This window comes from Agrobacterium salinitolerans, from assembly GCF_027498475.1.
GTDB lineage: Bacteria > Pseudomonadota > Alphaproteobacteria > Rhizobiales > Rhizobiaceae > Agrobacterium > Agrobacterium salinitolerans.
In genome coordinates this window covers 1,235,282-1,255,061 of sequence record NZ_JAPZLN010000001.1, presented here as the reverse complement: position 1 = coordinate 1,255,061, position 19,780 = coordinate 1,235,282, and the positions used below count along the sequence as shown (strand labels likewise).

General features: G+C 60.7%; 21 protein-coding genes and 1 pseudogene. 8 read left to right on the top strand and 14 right to left on the bottom strand.

Annotation, left to right across the window (positions count from 1 at the left end):
• Positions 1-184 precede the first annotated feature (184 nt).
• The 8 genes from O9X91_RS06090 to O9X91_RS06055 all read right to left on the bottom strand — a co-directional run bounded on the left by O9X91_RS06090 (position 185) and on the right by O9X91_RS06055 (position 7,850).
• Entirely contained in the window at positions 185-1,177 is a 993-nt protein-coding gene (locus O9X91_RS06090; RefSeq protein WP_137410845.1) for an ABC transporter substrate-binding protein, read from the bottom strand.
• A 21-nt stretch (positions 1,178-1,198) separates the two neighbouring features.
• On the bottom strand, positions 1,199-2,071 hold the full coding sequence (locus tag O9X91_RS06085; protein WP_142913644.1) for an ABC transporter permease: 873 nt from the start codon (positions 2,069-2,071) through the stop codon (positions 1,199-1,201).
• Complete coding sequence (locus O9X91_RS06080; RefSeq protein ID WP_142913645.1) at positions 2,068-2,943, bottom strand: ABC transporter permease; 876 nt, start codon at positions 2,941-2,943, stop codon at positions 2,068-2,070. The genes O9X91_RS06085 and O9X91_RS06080 overlap by 4 nt, the downstream gene beginning before the upstream one ends.
• A 351-nt stretch (positions 2,944-3,294) precedes the next feature.
• Positions 3,295-4,089, bottom strand: coding sequence for an ABC transporter ATP-binding protein (locus tag O9X91_RS06075; RefSeq protein ID WP_142913646.1), 795 nt, complete (start codon positions 4,087-4,089; stop codon positions 3,295-3,297).
• Positions 4,086-4,529 carry an NUDIX hydrolase gene (locus O9X91_RS06070; RefSeq protein WP_162520564.1) on the bottom strand — a complete coding sequence of 148 codons (444 nt, stop codon included), beginning with the start codon at positions 4,527-4,529 and terminating at the stop codon, positions 4,086-4,088. Before O9X91_RS06070 ends, O9X91_RS06075 begins: the two co-directional genes overlap by 4 nt.
• On the bottom strand, positions 4,526-5,983 hold the full coding sequence (hydA, locus tag O9X91_RS06065) for a dihydropyrimidinase (protein WP_269834211.1): 1,458 nt from the start codon (positions 5,981-5,983) through the stop codon (positions 4,526-4,528). Before hydA ends, O9X91_RS06070 begins: the two co-directional genes overlap by 4 nt.
• Complete coding sequence (locus O9X91_RS06060; protein WP_269834212.1) at positions 5,980-6,606, bottom strand: endonuclease domain-containing protein; 627 nt, start codon at positions 6,604-6,606, stop codon at positions 5,980-5,982. Before O9X91_RS06060 ends, hydA begins: the two co-directional genes overlap by 4 nt.
• Entirely contained in the window at positions 6,603-7,850 is a 1,248-nt protein-coding gene (locus tag O9X91_RS06055) for a Zn-dependent hydrolase (protein ID WP_269834213.1), read from the bottom strand. The genes O9X91_RS06060 and O9X91_RS06055 overlap by 4 nt, the downstream gene beginning before the upstream one ends.
• Before the next feature lie 259 nt (positions 7,851-8,109).
• On the opposite strand from O9X91_RS06055, the gene O9X91_RS06050 reads away from it, so the two are divergent.
• The 3 genes and pseudogenes from O9X91_RS06050 to O9X91_RS06040 all read left to right on the top strand — a co-directional run bounded on the left by O9X91_RS06050 (position 8,110) and on the right by O9X91_RS06040 (position 9,606).
• Positions 8,110-8,751, top strand: coding sequence for a TetR family transcriptional regulator C-terminal domain-containing protein (locus O9X91_RS06050; protein WP_269834214.1), 642 nt, complete (start codon positions 8,110-8,112; stop codon positions 8,749-8,751).
• Between the two features lie 260 nt (positions 8,752-9,011).
• A pseudogene (locus O9X91_RS06045) lies at positions 9,012-9,335 on the top strand (DUF2325 domain-containing protein); the annotation flags it as partial.
• Entirely contained in the window at positions 9,316-9,606 is a 291-nt protein-coding gene (locus tag O9X91_RS06040) for a hypothetical protein (protein ID WP_142913651.1), read from the top strand. The pseudogene O9X91_RS06045 and the gene O9X91_RS06040, both read left to right, overlap by 20 nt.
• A gap of 6 nt (positions 9,607-9,612) precedes the next feature.
• On the opposite strand, the gene O9X91_RS06035 is transcribed toward O9X91_RS06040, so the two are convergent.
• The 3 genes from O9X91_RS06035 to uppO all read right to left on the bottom strand — a co-directional run bounded on the left by O9X91_RS06035 (position 9,613) and on the right by uppO (position 11,942).
• Positions 9,613-9,978, bottom strand: a complete 366-nt coding sequence (locus O9X91_RS06035; protein ID WP_269834216.1) for a DUF423 domain-containing protein — start codon at positions 9,976-9,978, stop codon at positions 9,613-9,615.
• The gene (locus O9X91_RS06030) at positions 9,975-10,376 is read right to left on the bottom strand and encodes a globin domain-containing protein (RefSeq protein ID WP_142913653.1); all 402 of its coding nucleotides are present in this window, start codon (positions 10,374-10,376) and stop codon (positions 9,975-9,977) included. Before O9X91_RS06030 ends, O9X91_RS06035 begins: the two co-directional genes overlap by 4 nt.
• Positions 10,377-10,526: 150 nt before the next feature.
• A complete protein-coding gene (gene uppO / locus O9X91_RS06025) occupies positions 10,527-11,942 on the bottom strand; it encodes a polysaccharide biosynthesis phosphomannomutase UppO (RefSeq protein ID WP_142913654.1) in 1,416 nt (471 codons plus the stop codon).
• A gap of 257 nt (positions 11,943-12,199) precedes the next feature.
• On the opposite strand from uppO, the gene uppM reads away from it, so the two are divergent.
• Positions 12,200-13,822 carry a polysaccharide biosynthesis protein UppM gene (gene uppM, locus O9X91_RS06020; protein WP_162520565.1) on the top strand — a complete coding sequence of 541 codons (1,623 nt, stop codon included), beginning with the start codon at positions 12,200-12,202 and terminating at the stop codon, positions 13,820-13,822.
• Positions 13,823-13,844: 22 nt separating this feature from the next.
• Here the strand turns inward: uppM and O9X91_RS06015 are convergent, their stop codons facing one another.
• Entirely contained in the window at positions 13,845-14,054 is a 210-nt protein-coding gene (locus tag O9X91_RS06015; protein ID WP_003509414.1) for a hypothetical protein, read from the bottom strand.
• Positions 14,055-14,299: 245 nt separating this feature from the next.
• Between O9X91_RS06015 and uppL the strand changes: the two genes are divergently transcribed.
• Both uppL and O9X91_RS06005 read left to right on the top strand, forming a co-directional pair.
• Positions 14,300-15,100 (top strand): polysaccharide biosynthesis UDP-hexose transferase UppL, encoded by an 801-nt coding sequence (uppL, locus tag O9X91_RS06010; RefSeq protein ID WP_142913677.1) that lies wholly within the window; start codon positions 14,300-14,302, stop codon positions 15,098-15,100.
• Positions 15,101-15,276: 176 nt separating this feature from the next.
• On the top strand, positions 15,277-15,525 hold the full coding sequence (locus O9X91_RS06005) for a hypothetical protein (protein ID WP_162520568.1): 249 nt from the start codon (positions 15,277-15,279) through the stop codon (positions 15,523-15,525).
• A gap of 23 nt (positions 15,526-15,548) precedes the next feature.
• Here O9X91_RS06005 and uppJ read toward each other — a convergent pair whose 3' ends face one another.
• Positions 15,549-16,493 carry a polysaccharide biosynthesis UDP-hexose transferase UppJ gene (uppJ, locus tag O9X91_RS06000; RefSeq protein ID WP_142913656.1) on the bottom strand — a complete coding sequence of 315 codons (945 nt, stop codon included), beginning with the start codon at positions 16,491-16,493 and terminating at the stop codon, positions 15,549-15,551.
• Between the two features lie 8 nt (positions 16,494-16,501).
• On the bottom strand, positions 16,502-17,413 hold the full coding sequence (gene uppH, locus O9X91_RS05995; protein WP_142913657.1) for a polysaccharide biosynthesis endo-1,4-beta-xylanase UppH: 912 nt from the start codon (positions 17,411-17,413) through the stop codon (positions 16,502-16,504).
• A gap of 177 nt (positions 17,414-17,590) precedes the next feature.
• Here uppH and uppI point away from each other — a divergent pair, with 177 nt between their 5' ends.
• Both uppI and uppG read left to right on the top strand, forming a co-directional pair.
• Positions 17,591-18,658, top strand: a complete 1,068-nt coding sequence (gene uppI / locus O9X91_RS05990) for a polysaccharide biosynthesis UDP-hexose transferase UppI (protein WP_142913658.1) — start codon at positions 17,591-17,593, stop codon at positions 18,656-18,658.
• A 2-nt stretch (positions 18,659-18,660) separates the two neighbouring features.
• The gene (uppG, locus tag O9X91_RS05985) at positions 18,661-19,740 is read left to right on the top strand and encodes a polysaccharide biosynthesis glycosyltransferase UppG (protein ID WP_162520569.1); all 1,080 of its coding nucleotides are present in this window, start codon (positions 18,661-18,663) and stop codon (positions 19,738-19,740) included.
• Positions 19,741-19,780: the final 40 nt, after the last annotated feature.

Here is a 19,780-nt window from a genome sequence, read left to right as displayed (position 1 = left end):
ATCAAAGTTGGCAGTCTTGTAGGCGGGACTGTAATTCCTGTTGCCGTGCAAATCAATCCGCATAGCCGCGATGGTTGATATACATTTTTGTATGGGGCTGGATATTGTAATTCGTCGAATGGGTTACCAGCGAAAAAAACGCGCGGATGGCGCCGCGCGTTCCCTTCATTCGGGTTTAATTCGGCTATTTTAGCGCCGCATCGGTGATTTCAGTGGTGTAGGCGCCTGTCGGTTCCTTGGTGATGACCGGATCGGAGCCGCCGCCGAGCAGGGTTTTTACCGTTCGCTCGTAGTCTGCCTTGTCAAGCGCGCCCTTGGAACCGGCGGTGAGTTTGGCAACCTCGCCCATCATCCGCTTCTGGTGTTTTTCCGTCTGCGCGCCGGAGGCGTCGTTTTCGAGAACGATATCGGCGGCGTCGTCAGGGTTTTCTTCGGCCCATTTCCAGCCTTTCATGGAGGCGCGGACGAATTTGACCATGTCCTCCTTGAACTTGGCGTCTTTCAGCTTGTCTTCGAGAACGTAAAGTCCGTCTTCCAGCGTCGCCACGCCTTCGTCTTCATATTTGAAGGTGACGAGTTCTTCCGGCTTGATGCCGGCGTCAATCACCTGCCAATATTCATTATATGTCATGGTGGAAATGCAGGCGGCCTGTTTCTGCAAAAGCGGATCGACGTTGAAACCCTGTTTCAGCACGGTAACGCCATCCGCGCCGCCGGTGGTCGGGATTTTCAGATGCGCCATCCAAGACAGGAACGGATATTCATTGCCGAAGAACCAGACGCCCAGCGTCTTGCCCTTGAAATCTTCAGGCTTGGTGATGCCGGTTTCCTTCAGGCAGGTCAGCATCATGCCCGACGATTTGAACGGCTGCGCGATATTGACCAGCGGCACGCCCTTTTCGCGGGTGGCGAGTGCTGATGGCATCCAGTCGACGATCACATCGGCCCCGCCGCCAGCCAGAACCTGCGCCGGTGCGATATCCGGGCCGCCCGGCTTGATATCGACATCGAGACCTTCGGCTTCATAAAAGCCCTTGTCCTTGGCGACGTAATAACCGGCGAACTGCGCCTGGGTCACCCATTTCAGCTGCAGGGTGATCTTGTCGGCGGCCTCAGCCCCGAATGCGGTCAGAAGTGACGCGCCGGCAAGAAGCATGGATGCAAGTTTCATTTTCATCGCTGTTCCCTTTTTCGTTATTTACGTTCGTCCCCCACGGACGGACGGATGCCAGAAGGTGACGGCCCGCTCTGCGAGCGCCACGAGACCATAAAAGCCGGAGCCGGCGAGTGCGGCGACCGCGATTTCGGCCCAGACCATATCGACATTGCTGCGGCCCATTTCCGCGGATATGCGGAACCCCATGCCGACGATGGGCGTGCCGAAGAATTCCGAGACGATGGCGCCGATCAGCGCCAGCGTGGAATTGATCTTCAGCGCGTTGAAGATGAAGGGCCAGGCGGCGGGCAGGCGCAGCTTTATCAGCGTCGGCCACCAGCCGGCGGCATAGGTGCGCATCAGATCACGCTCCATGTGGCTGGCGGCGGCAAGTCCCTGCACCGTGTTCACCAGCATCGGGAAGAAGGTCATGATGACGACGACGGCGACTTTCGACTGCCAGTCGAAACCGAACCACATGACCATGATGGGTGCGATGCCGACGACCGGCAGGGCGGAGACGAAATTGCCGATGGGCAGAAGCCCGCGCTGGAGAAAGGGCGAGCGGTCGATGAGGATGGCGGCGATAAAACCGAGGCCGCAGCCGAGCACATAACCCGTCAGCACCGATTTGAGGAAGGTCTGGCGGAAATCCGCCCAGAGGATCGGCAGCGAGCCGAGAAGGCGGGCGAGGATGGCGCTCGGGGCCGGCAGCAGGATGGGCGGCACGGAGAAGCCGCGCACGATGCCTTCCCACAGAACCAGAAGGGCAAGGCCGAAGAGGAGGGGCACGGCGATGCGGCCGATGCGCTTTCCAGAGGTCGAGGTGAAATTGCGCCGCACCAGCCATTCGTTGAAGGCCCAGGCGGCAAGCCAGAACAGGATCGCGCCGATAAACCAGAAGGGGTTCGTCATGGCCGTGCTCCCATTCTCTTGAGGACGGCGGCGTGGGCAATGCCGATGATCGACACCAGCAACGCCGCCACACCGGCGGCCATGAACAGCGCCGCCCATATCTGCACCGTCTGGCCATAATAGGAGCCGGAGAGAAGCCGCGCACCGAGACCCGCGACAGCCCCTGTCGGCAATTCGCCGACGATGGCGCCGACCAGCGCGATGGCAATGGCGATCTTCAGCGAGGTGAAGAGATAGGGCAGGGCGGCGGGCCAGCGCAGCTTCCAGAAGATTTGCGCCGAGGAGGCATTATAGGTGTGCATCAGATCGAGCTGGAGGGTTTCCGGGCTTCTGAGGCCCTTCACCATGCCGACGACGATGGGGAAGAAGGAGAGGTAGGTCGAGATCAGCGCCTTGGGCAACAGCCCGGAAATGCCGATGGAGTTCAAAACGACGATAATCATTGGCGCGATGGCGAGAATGGGGATCGTCTGGCTGGCGATGATCCACGGCATGACCGAGCGGTCCATGGCTCGGTTATGGATGATGGCGACCGCGAGGAGAATGCCCAGCACTGCGCCAATGGCGAAACCGAGCAGGGTGGCCGAAAGCGTGATGCCGGCGTGGTAGACGAGGCTGCGCTTGGAGGTGATGGCCTTGTTGACGGTCGTGTCCCAGAGTTCGGCGGCGATCTGGTGCGGGGCCGGGAGGACCGGGCGCTCCTGCGCGAAGGTTTGCGGCAGGAGTTCGAAGAAACCCGGCGTCTGCCCGGCGCGGGTGGCCTGATCGCGGGCGAAGGGCATGTTGAGGTAGATGACGGCGATGTGCCAGAGGACGAGGATGGCGAGGAGGACGGTGAGGATGGGAAGGACGCGGTGGCGGAGGAGGGTCATGGGTTGGCCCTCGATGGGTGTGTTTTATTTGCGCGTTGAGGGTGGGGCTTACCTCTAACTTGTGGGTGGAGCTTACCCCCCTCTGTCCTGCCGGACATCTCCCCCTCAAGGGGGGAGATCGACTCGTGGGTGGGTCTCGGCCATCTCACTGTTTGCGAATGGAATGGAGGTAGAGCCGCCTGCCTTCTTCTCCCCGAGGGGGAGAAGGTCGCGGCAGCGGGATGAGGGGGCAAGGGTAGCGGTAGGCCGCAACCTTGCCCCCTCATCCGACCCTTCGGGCCACCTTCTCCCCGGCGGGGAGAAGAAACGTGTGGCAACCTCCCGCCAAATGAGCCAATGCTGGCGCTGACCTCACCCGTCATAACTATGCCCCGCCTTCAACCCCTCTCGCACCCGATGGGCAATGGCTAGAAACTCCGGCGTCTCCCTGATCTCCAGCGGCCTTTCCCGCGGCAGCGTGGATGTAATCACATCAGTCACTCTCCCCGGCCGCGGCGACATGACGACGATTTTCGTCGAGAGATAGACCGCTTCGGGAATGGAATGGGTGACGAAACAGATGGTCTTGCCGGTCGTATCCCAGAGTTTCAGCAGCTGTTCGTTCAGATGATCGCGAACGATTTCGTCCAGCGCGCCGAAAGGCTCGTCCATCAACAGCAGGTCGGCATCGAAGGCAAGCGCGCGGGCGATGGAGGCGCGCTGCTGCATGCCGCCGGAAAGTTGCCAGGGATATTTTTTGCCGAAGCCGGTGAGGTTGACGAGGTCGAGCGTGCGGTCGATGCGCTCGCGCTGTTCGGCCTTGCTGTAACCCATGATTTCAAGCGGCAGCGCGATGTTCTTTTCGATGCTGCGCCAGGGATAAAGGGCGGCGGCCTGGAAGACGTAACCGTAGGACCGGTCCTTGCGGGCATTTTCCGGCGTCGTGCCGTTGACGGTGATCTCGCCGGATGTGTGTTTTTCAAGATCGGCGATGACCCGCAGAAACGTGGTCTTGCCGCAGCCGGAAGGGCCGATGAAGGAGACGAAATCGCCCTTTTTTACATCCAGATCGACATTGGATAGCGCGTGGACAGGTCCATCCCCCGTTTCGAAGGTGAGGCCCAGTTTTCTGGCGGAAACGACGGAATAGGAAGGGGCCTGGTTCATCTTTGCTGATTGTCGCTTTCCGTGAGCGCTGCGCGCGCCAGCGGCAGCATCTGGGTTTCCGTCAGTCTGGCGATGGTCACGCCGGTGTTACGGTCGAGATCGAGCCAGCGCACTTCCTCGATTTCCGCCTGCGGGGTGACCTCGGCTTGAAGTCTGGCGGTGAAGGCGTGGGCGACGACATCGGCGCCCGGTTCATTGGCGGCTTCCTCGCGAAAGATGCCCTCATAACGAACGGCATGTTCGGGCAGCGTCAGGCCGATTTCCTCGGCCAGTTCGCGGTGCAGCGCCTGCTCCGGCGTTTCGCCCGGATCGATCTTGCCGCCCGGTTGCATGAACTGCGTGGTGCCGCGCTTGCGCACCACAAGCATCTGCCGGTGCTCATTAAGGAGAACGGCGGCGGCGATGAGGATTTCGCGTTTCGGCTCGCTGCTCATGGTCATACGCCCGATGCCGGAATGCCACTACGCTCCACCTTGCGCGGCGAAACGAGTTCTTTCCAGGTGGAAAGCGCACGGCTGACGGCGGGGTAGGGGTCGCGGGCGACGAACTGGCCGTGGCCTTCCTGTGTCTCGATGGTGCCCTCCTCGACACTGACGAGGCCACGCGACAGGGTGTAGCGCGGCATGCCCTTCACCTTCTGCCCTTCGAACACGTTGTAGTCGATGGCCGATTGCTGGCTTGCGGCGCTGATGGTCTTTGTCAGCGCCGGATCCCAGACGACGATATCGGCATCGCTGCCGACGAGGATCGCGCCTTTTCTCGGGTAGATGTTGAGGATTTTCGCAATGTTGGTGGAGGTGACGGCGACAAATTCGTTCATCGTCAACCGGCCGGTCGCCACGCCATGGGTCCACAGCAGCGGCATGCGATCTTCCAGCCCGCCGGTGCCGTTCGGTATCTTGCGGAAATCGCCGAGGCCGAAGCGTTTCTGCTCGGTCGTGAAGGCGCAATGGTCGGTCGCCACACATTGCAGCGAACCGGAGGCGAGACCGGCCCAGAGGCTGTCCTGATGCTGGCGATTGCGGAAGGGCGGCGACATCACCCGGCGGGCGGCGTGATCCCAATCGGGATTGGTATATTCGCTTTCATCGAGGATCAGGTGCTGGATCAGCGGTTCGCCATAGACCCGCATGCCGCTCTGGCGGGCGCGGCGGATGGCTTCATGGGCCTGCTCACAGGAGGTGTGGACGACATAAAGCGGAGCGCCGGCCATATCGGCGATGATGATGGCGCGGTTGGTGGCTTCGCCTTCCACCGAGGGAGGGCGGGAATAGGCATGTGCCTCCGGCCCGACATTGCCTTGCGCCATCAGTTTTTCCTGCATCTGCGCGACGATATCGCCGTTTTCCGCATGCACGAAGGGAATGGCGCCGAGTTCCGCGCAGCGCGAGAAGGAGGCGAACATCTCGTCGTCATTCACCATCAGCGCGCCTTTATAGGCCATGAAGTGCTTGAACGAGTTGATGCCTTTTTCCTGAACCACCGTCTTCATCTCATCGAAGACCTGCTCGCCCCACCAGGTGACGGCCATGTGGAAGGAATAATCGCAATTGGCACGCGCTGCCTTGTTGTCCCAGCGTTGCAGGGCATCGAGAAGCGATTGCCCCGGCTCCGGCAGGCAGAAATCCACCACCATGGTCGTGCCGCCGGCCAGCGCTGCCCGCGTGCCGCTCTCGAAATCATCGGCGGAATAGGTGCCCATGAAGGGCATTTCCAGATGCACATGCGGATCGATGCCGCCGGGCATGACATAACATCCGGTGGCATCGAGGATGGTGCCGCCGGTGAGATCGGGTCCGATCTCGGTGATCTTGCCGTCTTCGATCTTCACATCGGCCTTGTAGGTGAGGTCGGCGGTGACGACGGTGCCGTTCTTGATGATGGTGGCGGTCATTGTGGCGTGTTCCCGGTGACGAGGGCTGGCGAATAACGGTCGGTATGATCGGGCAGGAAAGTCTCGGCTTTCAGGACGGCGAGGATGGTGGTGAGCGTGGAGGAGAGGTCTTCGAAAACTTCGTGGTTCCAGAACCGGAGCACGGCATAGCCCTGCCCGTTTAACCAGAGCGTCCATTGCCGGTCGTGGGGGGAAGAGGCGTGCTGCGATCCGTCAAGTTCGACGATCAACATTTTCTCGCGGCAGACGAAATCGGCGATGTAAGCGCCAAGCGGGACTTGCCGACTGAACTTGAAGCCGTTTAGCCGCCGGCCTTTGAGTTCATACCAGAGGCGGTATTCGGCGTCGGTCTCGTCGCGGCGGAGTTTTCGGGCTTGCGTGGTTTTGCCAGGTTGGCGTTTTGCTGCTTTTTTGCCCGTGTGGTCCACCATGAGCCTTGCCCCCTCATCCGGCCCTTCGGGCCACCTTCTCCCCGGCGGGGAGAAGAAATGGGAGGCACCGTCGCAGATTTTCATGACGCTGGTGGTAGGGTCGGGGGTGTTGCCGCGTGTTTCTTCTCCCCGCCGGGGAGAAGGTGGCCCGAAGGGCCGGATGAGGGGGCTTGGCCTCGTGGGCACGATCATTCCACGATCTCCGCAGTCTCCAGCACCGCATGCAGCAGCACATCGCAGCCAGCCTTTGCCCATTCCGGCGAAATCTCTTCCGCTTCGTTGTGCGAAAGCCCGTCCACGCAGGGGCAGAAGATCATGGTGGAAGGGGCGACCCGTGCGGTCCAGCAGGCATCGTGGCCGGCGCCGGAGATGATGTCCATGTGGCTATAACCCAGTTTTTCGGCGGCATTGCGCACGCGGCCCACCAGCACCGGATCGAAGGTGACGGGATCGAAATGGCCGATGGCCTCGATCGAGCAGCCGACGCCGAGTTCTTCGGCGATAGCGGGCACCTCGCGTTCGAAGATGGCCCGCATGTTGTCGAGCTTCGCCTGCGAGGGGGTTCTAAGGTCGATGGTGAAAACCACCTTGCCGGGCAGGACATTGCGGGAATTGGGCGTGAAGATCATCTGGCCGACGCCGGCGACGGCACCCGGCTGGTGGGCCATAGCCACTTCCTGCACCTTTTCAAGAATGCGGGCGGCGGCGAGGCCAGCATTGACGCGCATGGCCATCGGCGTCGAGCCGGTATGGGCTTCCTTGCCGGTCAACGTTACTTCCAGCCACCACAGGCCCTGGCAATGGGTGACGACGCCGATCTGTTTTCCTTCCGCCTCCAGGATTGGCCCCTGCTCGATGTGATATTCGAAATAGGCGTGCATCTTGCGCGCGCCGACCTCTTCCTCACCCAGCCAGCCGATGCGCTTCAGCTCCTCGCCATAGGTCTTGCCGTCGGTATCGGTGCGGCTATAGGCGTAATCGAGATCGTGAATGCCAGCGAAGACGCCGGAGGCCAGCATGGCGGGCGCGAAGCGCGCACCTTCTTCATTCGACCAGTTGGTGACGGTGATCGGGTGTCTGGTTTTGATATTGAGGTCGTTCAGGCTGCGCACCACTTCCAGCCCGGCCAGCACGCCAAGCACGCCGTCGTACTTGCCGCCGGTCGGCTGGGTGTCGAGATGGCTGCCGATATAGACCGGCAGCGCGTCCGGGTCTTCGCCGGGGCGGGTGGCGAACATGGTGCCCATGCGGTCGACGCCCATCGTCATACCCGCCGCCTCGCACCAGCGCTGAAAAAGGCGGCGGCCTTCCGCATCCTCATCCGTCAGTGTGCGGCGATTATTGCCGCCGGCGATGCCGGGGCCAATCTTCGCCATGTCCATCAGACTGTCCCACAGACGGTCGCCATTGACCGTCAAGTTCTTACCCGCCGTCATGCAGTGTCGTCCTCACCTGTTTTGTTTTTATCAAAGCAAAGCTTGTGCCGTTCCCTTTTTTGCCGGTTAAGATAACAGCCATTGCCTTGTGGCGGCGATGGTGGATAAATTGACCGGCTGGTAAACATTGCAAATTCGCACTGGCGTCAGCAAGGGATTTTGTGACGAATCGCAGTAATTTTGCCTAAGCTATGAACGGCGATTATTTTTTAAGCATACTGTAGCGGCAATTGCATTGAAAAGAAACAGAGAGCTGAGAATGGCCATACCGCGCGCAGCGAAAACACAGAAGCGGACCCGCATTCAGGAGGAAAAGCAGGAAGCGATTCTTGAAGCTGCGCTCAGTGTTTTTTCCACGAATGGGTTCCGCGGCTCCACCATCGACCAGATTGCCGAGGCGGCCGGCATGTCCAAGCCGAACGTGCTTTATTATTTCCGCACCAAGGAGGCGATGCATCGCGCGCTGATCGAGCGAGTGCTGGATACATGGCTCGACCCGCTGCGCGCCTTTGACGCCGAGGGTAATCCCGAAAGCGAAATCCGCTCCTACATTCGCCGCAAGCTGGAAATGTCGCGGGATTTTCCGCGTGAAAGCCGGCTCTTCGCCAATGAAATCCTGCAGGGCGCGCCCCATATCGAGGACGAACTGAAAGGCCCGCTGAAACTGCTGGTGGATGAGAAGGCAGAGGTGATCCGCGCCTGGGTGAAGGCCGGGCGGATGGCCAAATGCGACCCCTACCACCTCATTTTCTCTATCTGGTCGACCACTCAGCACTATGCCGATTTCGATGTGCAGGTGCGGGCGGTGCTGGGGGACAGACACGGCGGCGACGGGCGTTTCGAAGATGCGGCCCGCCATCTCGAGCAGCTTTTCATGGGCGGATTACGGATAACCGGCTGAGCATCGCCGGATTTTCAGCGCCTGAGCGTGCTGCGAAAAACATGATGAAAATTATCACCTTTATACTTTACTAGAAAACTCATCTTTATTATGGTGCCCGCATCCCGAATGTCGGGGCCCAATATCGGGGTATCAAAAACCAACCGGCAGGTGAGGGAATGGCACGCAAGGAAAAGAAGAAGGCCGAACGCGGCGGCAAGCAGGGCAAGGGCGCGCCACAGACCGAAAAGGATGTGTCCGAACAGCAGCTTTCCGGTCCGAAAAGCTTTCTTTATGTCGGCGGCCGTGACTGTCAGGTTGCCCATCTTCGCCAGATCGCCAGCAATTTCGGCGCGGAGCTCATTCATCACGACGGCGGCCTGCGTGAAGCCGTCTCCCGCATCGATACCGTTCTTCCCTCCGTCGACTGCGTTTTCTGCCCGATCGACTGTATCAGCCACGATGCGTGTCTGCGGGTGAAGTCCGGTTGCAAGAAATTCGGCAAGACGTTCGTTCCGTTGCGCAACGGCAGCAAATCCAGTCTGGAGCGGGCGCTGCAGACGATGAATGAACGGACCTCCAGCGATGAGCGACGAGCGCAATGAAGTGACCGAAGACTATCCGGCGGTAGGGGAAGCCTGCCGCGCGGAACTTCACAAGATGGCCGAGCAGGCCGCCGATCCGGCCCTGATGGAAATGTTTGAGATCGTCGGCGAACGTCGAAGGCGCAACCGCGCCGCGACCGCCGGCGGCAATGTGGCGATCTTTCCCCACCTGCGCACCCGCCAGCCCGGCGAAGCCCCGCCCTTCGCTCTCGGCGAGGCGGCGGAAAAAGGCCGCAACATCCTGCCGTTTCGCTGGACGCGGCGGCGTTAAGGTCGATCAGCCTTTCGGCTTCAGGAACGCGCCGGCGCAGAGCACCAACCATCCGCCGATCATGCCGAGGCCGCCCAGGGGTGCTGCGTAAGGGAACAGACTGTGGCCGGAAAAATGCCTGACGGCGAGATCACCGACAAAGATCGCCGTGCCGAGGCCGAGGACTAGGCCTGCCGGAATGGCGGTTCTGATGCGGTCCGCACCGATATTGAGCGCCACCAGCACCGGCGCATGCGCCAGCGCCATGGCCGAGGCATTGCCCAGCATATAGGTTTCGCCGGTATGGGTCGCGGCGGCGGCAAGCATGACGCCGGCAGCACCCAGGAGGCTACCAAGCAGCAGAATGAAGGCGCGCAGTCTCTCGTGGGTCATGGCTTATCCGCTTCCTGGTTCTGCATGTGAAAGGCCAGCCGCTCCACCGGCGCCCAGATGATCTCGCGCAGCTTCGCATTTTCTATCGTCTCATCCATGGCGCGGCGGAAGCACAGCAGCCATTCATCCCGCTCAGCCGGGCCGATAGGGGCGACGAAATGGCGACGGCGCAACATCGGGTGGCCGTGTTTTTCGACATAGACGGGCGGTCCGCCAAGATATCCGGTCAGGTAGTCGTAAAACTTCGCCTCGCTGCCGGAAAGATCGGCAGGGTGGATGGCGCGACAGCGTGCGGCCTCGGGCAGGGTATCCATCAATTCATAGAAGCGCCGGGTGAGCGCCCTGACGGTCGCATCGCCACCGATCGCTTCGTAAAGGGTAACGGTCTCGCCGCTCATCGTCGCCTCCTTGGACCCTGCGGTCCTTATCGCTTTCCGGGGCAGCGAGTGCAACAGGGAAAGGCGGGATGCGACATTTGGGACATCGGTCTCGACTGCTGAAGCGCGTCATTCCGGTTTCAGGCTGAAATGACGCGCAAGCATCTACACTCAGCCAAAATTGCGGATGAGGTCGAGCCCCTTTTTCAGAAGCGTTTCGGCCTCATCCTGATTGGTGGCTTCGACGTAGCAGCGCATTTCCGGGGCGTTGCCGGAAGGGCGGAAATGAATGGTGCTGCCATCGGTGAGCGCCACACGCAGGCCGTCGATGTCGCTCAGCGCCTTTACCGTGCCGACCGGGGCGAGGAAGGTTTCGAGATTGTCGCGGGAGGCGCGCAGATGTGTCATCAGCGCGGTGCTCTTTTCCTGGGCGAAATTTTCCAGGCGGTCGGCGGCGGCGACCGGCAGGTTGTAGGCGGCGGCGATCTGCGACAGCGGCTTTTTCTGTTCCGCCGAGAGAAGCAGCACGGCGAGAACCGGCAGGAAGCTGTCACGCGTCGGCAGAGGCGAAAGCGGCCTGCCGTTGAGCGTGAAGGCGGAGGCCGTCAGCAGGCCGCCATTGGCCTCGAAGCCCATGACGCCGTTCTTGCCGGCGGCGAGCGCCTCAGCCATGCCCGCGATCACGAAGGGGGAGCCGACCTTGGTGCGGACGACGTCGAACGAACCGTTGGCCTCGATACCCGAATTGGAGGTGACGGGGGTGACGACCACGCCGGCGCCGAGGAAATTTGCGGTGATCAGGCCGATAAGGTCGCCGCGCAGCGGCACACCGTTTTCATCGGTCAGCATGGGGCGGTCGCCGTCGCCATCGGCGGAAACGATGGCGTCGAGACCGTGCTCCGGCGACCATTTTTTGAGAAGGGCCAGCGTTTCCGGGGAGACCGCTTCGGTATCGACGGGGATGAAGGTTTCGGAGCGGCCGAGCGGAACGACCTCCGCCCCATAATGGGCAAGCACGTCGACAAAGAGATCGCGCGCCACCGTGCTGTGCTGGTAAACACCGATCCTGAGGCCGGACAGCGCCTTTTCCGGCAGCAACGCGATGTTGCGCTCGTAGAAAAGTTCGGCTGCGGTGGCGGAATGGTCTTCGGCGGTCGCCGCCTCGGCGCTTATGCCTTCGGCTTCGATTTCGGCGGCAAGAGCGGCAATCGCCGTCTCGTCCTGCTTGTCGATTTCGCCGTCCGGGCGGTAGAACTTGATGCCGTTGCGGTCGGCCGGGATATGCGAACCGGTGATCATCAGCGCGCCGGCCTTCAGCGACAGGCCGTAAAGCGCCAGCGCCGGTGTCGGCACGGCGCCGCAATCGAACGGGTTCAGGCCGGCTTTTTTGAGCGCGGCGATGCAGGTGGCGGAAACTTCCGGGCTCGAATCGCGGAAATCGCGGCCGACGAGAATGGGGTCGCCCGCCTTTGCCTGGCCCGATATGAGAAGGTGTTTTGCAAATGCCGTGGCATAGACGGCCGAGGCTTTTCCTTTCAGATCGACGGAGAGGCCGCGAAGGCCGCTCGTTCCAAATTTCAGGCTCATGCCAAACTCCGTTTCGATAAAATCTTTGAGGGTCAAATGGATAATGCAAAAATATAACGGTTGAAAGAACCGTATCGATCCATCCAAGTCAATCATCCCTTTCAACGTGGCCGCGAATAGGCGATGATAGCGGGACTGGTGCGGGTAACCTAAAATTCACCCGTCATATTTAAACTTGTCCGTCGATGGCGGCTCTGGCGACGGTGGGAACCCTCTGTTGCCGGCCTTTTTGTGGTTCGTTCGAGTTGGATTGGCTGATGTACAGGCTTCAAAAGGCGGGACATAAGCAGGCACGCCCGCTCGATGAAAAAACGGCGCCTGCCGCGAGAACCCATGGTTCCCTGCTGGACGATCTGGTGGACGAGGACGAGGTTTTCGAGCGCACGGTGCTGAAGGAGCATCTTGAGCCGAAACCGCCGAAGACCGCCGCTGCGCCGGCCGCTGCCGAGACGCCGGTAAAGACTGTTTCGCCGAGCGGCAATCTGGCTGCTGCGCTGCCGGGCCTGAAACATATCGACAGGATCGGTGTGGATGACGTCATCCTCTGGCTTCGCAGAGGTGTCGTCTGGATCGTGCTGGCGATCATTCTCTGCGTCGCCGGCGCACTCACTTACGCCTCTATGACGCCGCCGCGCTACAAGGCCTATACGGATATCGTCGTTAATCCCTCCAATCTGAACGTCGTTAATGATGGGGTGTTTTCGCCCAACCAGCAGCGTGACACACAGATACTCGAGGTGGAAAGCAAGCTGCGCACCATCACTTCGCGCAACGTGCTGGCGCGGGTGGTGGACGAGCTGAAGCTCGATCAGGATCCTGAATTCATCAGCCCGCCGCCGCTTGCGCGGCTGAAGGCAATGTTCTCATCGAAGCCGGAAGACGATGACAACCGCGTCGGCGCGCTTCGTTCACTGGGTGATCGGGTGGCGGCGGAACGCGACCCGCGCTCCTTCGTGGTCACGCTTTCGGTCTGGACCAATGATGCCGAAAAATCGGTGACGGTCTCCAAGGCCATCGTGAAAGCTTTCGAAAGCGAACTGTTCCAGACGACCTCCGACAGCAGCCAGCGTGTCGTTGACGATCTCAAGAAGCGGCTGGAGGAAATGCGCGAAAATGTGACCATCGCCGAAAAGCGCGTGGCCGATTTCCGCCGCGAGAACGGTTTGCAGGAAAATAATGGCCAACTCGTCAGCAATCTCGCCTCCGGCGAGCTGAATGCGCAGGTGCTTGCGACCCAGCAGCGGCTGATCCAGGAGGAATCCCGCCTGAAGCAGATGGAGGCGGCGATTGCCCAGAACCGCACGCAAAGCGACGCCATCTTTGACAGCCAGACCATGAACACCATCCGCGCGCAATATAGCACCCTGCAGCAGCAGATCGGCGCGATGACGCTGACCTATGGCGCACGCCATCCGCGTCTGGCGACGGCGGGTGCGGAGCGGGCAATGCTGGAACGCGGCATGGCGGACGAGGCGCGGCGCATCCTGCAGGCGGCCAAGATCAATGTCGCCGAAGCGCGCTCCTCGCTGGATGCGCTGAGGCTGAAGGCCGTGGCGGAACGCGCCAATGTCTTTACCGACAATGAGGCGCAGGTGCGGCTGCGCGATCTGGAGCGTGACGCCCGCTCGGCGGCGGCGATCTATGAGACTTACCTCACCCGCTCGCGCCAGCTTGCCGAACAGCAGTCGATCGATTCCACCAATGTGCGGGTGATTTCGCAGCCGGTTGCGCCCAATTCCAGAAGCTGGCCGCCGGGCAAGCTGACCTTCCTGATCGCCGGCGGCATGGGCGGCCTGTTCCTCGGTCTTGGCATTGCCGTGGCGCTCGGCCTCTGGGGTTATCTGCGCCGGGACGATCACGCGGATGTCGTGGCGCGGTAAGACGAGGCGGCTGCGTGTCGCCTTATTCTTCCGAAATCAGACCGTCATAAACCTCGAGCAGGGCGGCGGCGATGGCCGCGCCCAGCGCATTGCCGGCATCGCGAATACCGGCCTCGTCTCCATCGCGAACCGAAATGGCAAGGTCGGACGCTTCGTTGGCGACGATTTCTTTTGCCCGTTCTATCGCCCAGAGGCCGAAATCGCCGCGATTGTCGATCGAGATTGTTTCCATGGCCGGAGCCCTTCCGTGGTTTGATTTCCGCGTCCCTTAACCCATCGGCTGGAAAACCGGAATAGTCAGAAAATGTGGCGCACAACCTTCAGGCGTGTAAAATGCCCACTGCATACGGGGATTTATAAAAATATTAATGATAGTTCTTCGTAGTGTCTGAAGCCTTATACCCTATGCATAAGCGTGACTATAACAATGAAACGATGCCTATCTTGGACACCGGACAGATCATGACAGGGAGAGAGATGCCGGATGCGGGAGCGCCGGGCCAGGCATGGCCGGTTATTTCCCTTGCGGCACTGCCCATCACTGACGCGACCATCGATGAAACGGCGCGGGATTTCATCCTGCGTGCGGGAAGCGAGCGCGTGGCTGGTGCAAGACCGTTTTATTCGACCTCGGCGAACGGCCAGGTCATTGCGCTTTGTCATCACGACCGGGAATTCGACGCCATACTGCGGCAGGCGGACCAGATTCATGCCGATGGTATGTCACTGGTGATCTTCTCCCGAAAATTCTGCCGGCAGGCGCTGAGGGAACGGGTCGCGACGACCGATCTCGTTCATGCGGTCGCCAAGCGTGCCGAAGAGACGGGAAGCCGGTTTTATTTCCTCGGCGGTTCGGAAGAGGTGAACCGTGCGGCGGTCGAAGAAATGCAGAGGCTCTATCCGCGTCTCGTATTTTCGGGACGGCGCAACGGTTATTTCAGCCGCGCCGAGGAAGACGCAGTCCTTGCCGATATCGCCGCTTCGAAAACGGATATTCTCTGGGTCGGCTTTGGCATTCCGCTGGAGCAGCGCTTCGTTTCGCGCAATCTCGACAGGCTTTCCGGCATCGCCGTGATCAAGACCTGCGGCGGCCTTTTCGACTTCCTTGCCGGCAAGAACAGCCGGGCGCCGCAATGGATGCAGGATATGGGGCTGGAATGGCTCTATCGGGCAATGCTCGAGCCGAAGCGTCTCGGAAAACGATATTTGCTGACCAATCCGATCGCCATATATTCGCTGCTGAAGTATCGCTTCGGAGCGTCGGGTCAGGGCCGGTAAAGCTGCGGCAAGCCCCGCAGGCGGCAGGCATATTGCATCGCGTCAGTTAATCAGTTTTCCCTAACATATTGAGAAAACGGACTTTGCCGCTGAAATTCGTTGCAACTGCGAAGCAGCGCGCTACACTGTCCCAATATTATAAATTTATTCGAATCAGAGATATTTTGGGGACACCCATGGTGATTACGTCCATTTCTCTTTTCATATATGGAATTGGCACCGCCACCTCTCTCGCCATGACCTATATTGAAGGTGCCCGCCGCGATAAGAATTGGGATTTTTACCGGGTGACCGGCATCGTCCTTTGTTTCTTCTGGCCGCTGCTGGTGCCGCTTCTCGTTGTTGCGACGGCTTTTTCGGCGCTCGGTTTGCAAAAACGACGCGAGAACGTGCTGTCGTTCGGCAGGGAAAAGACCCTCAGCTAAACCGGCGGCGCGAGCGATTGCGGTCAGCTCTTCTTCGCCGGCGCCTTGTAGGGGGTGAGTGTGATGCCGAGGCTTGCCATCACCCGGCCGATGGACATCAGCGGCGGATGTGTGGCGGGCAGCCAGGCGCCGGTTTTCAGCCCGGCGGAAACGGCGCGCAGCAGAGACAGGCACAGGCTGACGGCATTTTTGGCGGTCAGCAGCAGTCCGCCCCTCAGGCCGGGGTGGCGGGCGCGGTCGATGCTGTAATTGATGATGCCGGTGCGGAGCGAGCGCTCCATGATCCAGCGCGGCGCCATCCGACTTTCCGGCACATATTCAATGATGACGGCGCGGGCATTCCAGGCAAATTTGAAACCTGCCTTGCGGCAGCGGGTGAAGAAATCCATGTCGCCGCCGCCGAGGAAGTTGAACTGCACGTCGAATTCCGGTTTCGGCAGGCTTTCGAACACTCGACGTGAGATCAGGCAATTGCCCGATCCGTGGATTTGCTCGACGAGACCGGTCGGCGCTTCGATGGAGCCGAACAGCGGATGCGAGAGAACCGCCTTCGAAGCCGGTGCGTCGAATTCCCGGTTGACCGGGCCGCCGACGATGTCGACGCCGAAGGATTTCGCCGCTGAAACCATTTCGGCAAGCCATTGGGGGGAGGCGGCCTCGTCGTCATCGATCATCAGGAACCACTCAGCCGAAGCATAGCTTTGCCGGGCGGTGCGGAAGGCCGTGTTGATGGCGTAACAATTGCCCTGCGTCGGCTCCACCAGCGCCTGACCGTTCACGCCGCTCTCGGCGAAAAATGTGCGTGCGACGGCGAGACCCTGCTGGCCTGCGCCGTCATTATCGACCACGACGATGGCGAAGGGAAAATCAACCTTCTGGGCCGCGAGTGACCGAAGCGTCTTTTTCAGGCCTTCCGGCCGGCGGAAACTCGGAATGCACACCACCGCTTCCGGCATGATCTCGGACATGGAAACTCCTAAATTCCGGCAAGCGCTGCGGCGGAAAAAACGACGGCCCTAAGGCTTTGGCGCGGGCGGTTGAGGAAGGTGTCGGCCAGCGCCGAAAAAGCCTCGCGGTAACGGCGGGCGCGGAAGGCCTGCGCCACTGTATAGGCGTTCATATGGTTCTCCGAACGGCGGCGAAGCCGTCGCAGTTCCGGCGGCGAAATGGCGGCGACGATGGCGGGATCGGAAAAGACGGCCTCGATGGCCGGCTCGCAATCCCGGAATGTCAAGAGCCTGTTCATCATCACGCTCGTCCTGTGCACCCGGTAGTCGAGCACATGGCAGCCGGGCAGGTAAACGAAACGGCCGGCGGCGGCCAGCCTGCACCAGCCATACCAGTCTTCGGCATAACGCAAGGTCTCGTCGAAACCGCCGAATTCCTGAAAGATGCGGGTTCTGACCAGCATGATGCCGCCATTGACGATGAAGTTTCCGCCGAGCAGCGGCTGGAGAATGAAACCATCGGGTTTTTCCCGGCGGCGGATGAGGTTGCGCCGACCGGTCTTGAAGCCATCTTCATCGATGCGTTCGTAATCGCCATAGACGGCGACGACATCCGGCCCGGAGATGCCGGCGCAAAGGGCCGCGATGGCGCCCGGTTTCAGGCGATCGTCGGCATCGAGGAACATCGTCCATTCGCCGCGCGCCTGCGACAGGCCGAAATTGCGCACGGCGGAAACGCCCTGCCTTCCCTGCGGCCGGGCAAGCAATTTGACGCGAGGGTCGGAAAAACCCTCCACTTTCTGCGCGGTGGTGTCGGTGGAGCCGTCATCGACGACAAGCACTTCACCGATGGTCTCGCCCTGCAGCAACACGCTTTCGATCGCTTCCACGATGTAACGCTCGCCATTGCGAACGGGAATGACAATCGAAACGGAAACCAAGACTTCAAACTCCCTGCGGCGTGGGTCAAGAATTCGCACAGCGAAGTTACTATCGCATTAAGCGGGTCTGGCCAATTATGACGTGGTATAACGTCGGTTAACCTTGCAAATCTTTAATATCCTTTTCCTATGATAGGGATGTTATGTTTTGGGAATATAGGTTGCGGAGGCGGGCGAATGCGGATCGGGCGGCGGAATTTTATAGGCGGTGCGGCAAGCGCTGGCCTGCTGCATGCCGTGGCCGGCCCGGCCTTTGCCGCGCAGAAGAAAGCCACGATCAAAACCGCCCCCTATGGCGCGGCCGTCTACCTGCCTGACCTTAATGCCGATAGCCGCATCGGCGAGGCGGTGGTGAAATATTGCTCGCGCATCACCCCTGTCACCGAAATGAAATGGGAGGTGATGCGGCCTTCGGCGGAGGTTTTCGATTTCGCCGCTGCCGATGCACTCGCCAATTTCGCGCGCCAGCACAAGCTAGCCATGCATGGCCATCCGCTGATCTGGTATGCCTCCAACGCGCCTTGGCTTGCCAGTGTTGGCGGCGCCAAGGTCGAGAAGCTGATGGAAACCCATATCGTCACCGTGATGGAGCGGTATAAGGACGTGATCCACAGCTGGGACGTGGTCAACGAACCGATCCCCGACGTGCCGGGCAATGTGCGTGCGCGGCGCGATGCCTGGTATTATGGCGCGGGGCCTGACGCCATCAAGAAGGCTTTCGAGATCGCCCATGCGGTCGATCCGAAGGCGCAGCTCGTGCTCAACGAATATGATGTCGAATTTGCCGCCGAGAAATCGCCGGCCAAACGCGCCGCTTTCCGCAATCTCATCCTCGAACTGCTGGAAAAGGGCGCACCGATCAACGCCGTTGGCCTGCAGGGGCATTTGCGCGGCGGCTGGCCGATCGCCAAGGACGAGCTTGCCGCCTTCACGACGGAAATGCGCAGCTACGGTCTTGCCGTTCTGGTGACGGAGCTTGACGTGATGGACCAGACGCTGCCCGCGCCTGAGGCCGAACGGGATATGCTGATCAACGGCCAGGTCCGCGAGTTTCTGGAGGCCGCCTCGGCGGGCGGCGCGCTTTCCTCCATCACCACATGGGGCATCTCGGATCAATATACCTGGATCCGCTGGGCCTATCCTCGCCGGGACGGCACCGCCAACCGGCCGCTGCCGCTCGACTGGAGTTTCAACGAAAAACCCATGATGGCCGTCATCAATGAATTCCGCAACCGTGGTGCATGACTATGAATGCTGAAATGCCGCTTCCTCCTGTGCAAAAGGCGCTGCAAATCAACCTCCATCCCTTCGATGCCCCGCATGCGGCCCTGACGCTGCCGCATCAGCTCAGGGTCTGGGGCGGGCAGGTGGACCGCATTTTGCTGACGGTCGATACGGGCCAGGTGGGGGCGGGGCGGTACAAGGGCAATGGTTTCGATGCGGCGCGCCAGCGTCTCTTCGACATGCTGGAGGAAATGCAGACCAATTATCCGCATCTCTCTGTGGATATCGTCGATTACAGCGATGCGGCGCGTGATACGGTGACGCAGACCTTCTTTTCGCGCTCTCCCATCCCCTATCCCGCCAAGGCTTTCGATGGCGGGCCTTTCCATGTCTATTTCTACGGGCTGAAACGCGCCAATGCCCGTTACGTGATGCACATGGACAGCGACATGATGTTCGGTGGCGGCAGCCAGAATTGGTTCAGTGAGGCGATTGCATTGCAGAAGGCCAATCCGGATGCGCTGTGCATCACGCCCTTTTCCGGGCCGCCGACGGTTCGCGGCGATCTGGATATTTCCCGCCATGTCGGCATGCCCGGCGTGAAGAACATCCCTGCGCCGCGCAAGCTGCCGTCGCGCATTCCCACCTGGCGTTTCGCCACCGTTTCGACGCGGCTGTTCATGATCGACATGGACCGTCTTGCGAAAAGGATCGGCTCGCTGGAACTGCTCAGGCCCGATGTCAAACGGCGTATCCGCTCCTATGCCTATAACCAGCAGCCGGTCTCCATGCCTGCCGAGGAAGTGCTGAGCACCAACATGATGCGCACCGGCGTTCACCGGCTCGATTTTCTCGGCACGGGCAAGGGCATGTATTCGCTGCATCCGCCCTATCGTTCGCCGGAATTCTATGCGGCTCTACCCTCCATCGTCGAGCGCATCGAGAAGGGCGATATTCCCGAAGGCCAGCTCGGCGATTTCGATATCAACGGGTCGATGGTGGACTGGGGAAGCGCGCTGGCGGCCAAGACGCGCTCCAAACGTTATGCGAAAGCGCTGCGCCATCTCATCTCGGCGAATGTCGGGCGGTTCCGCAAGGCTTGAGGGCGTCGCGCCCGTGTTCCGCTCCGGGGCCGGGCAGGAA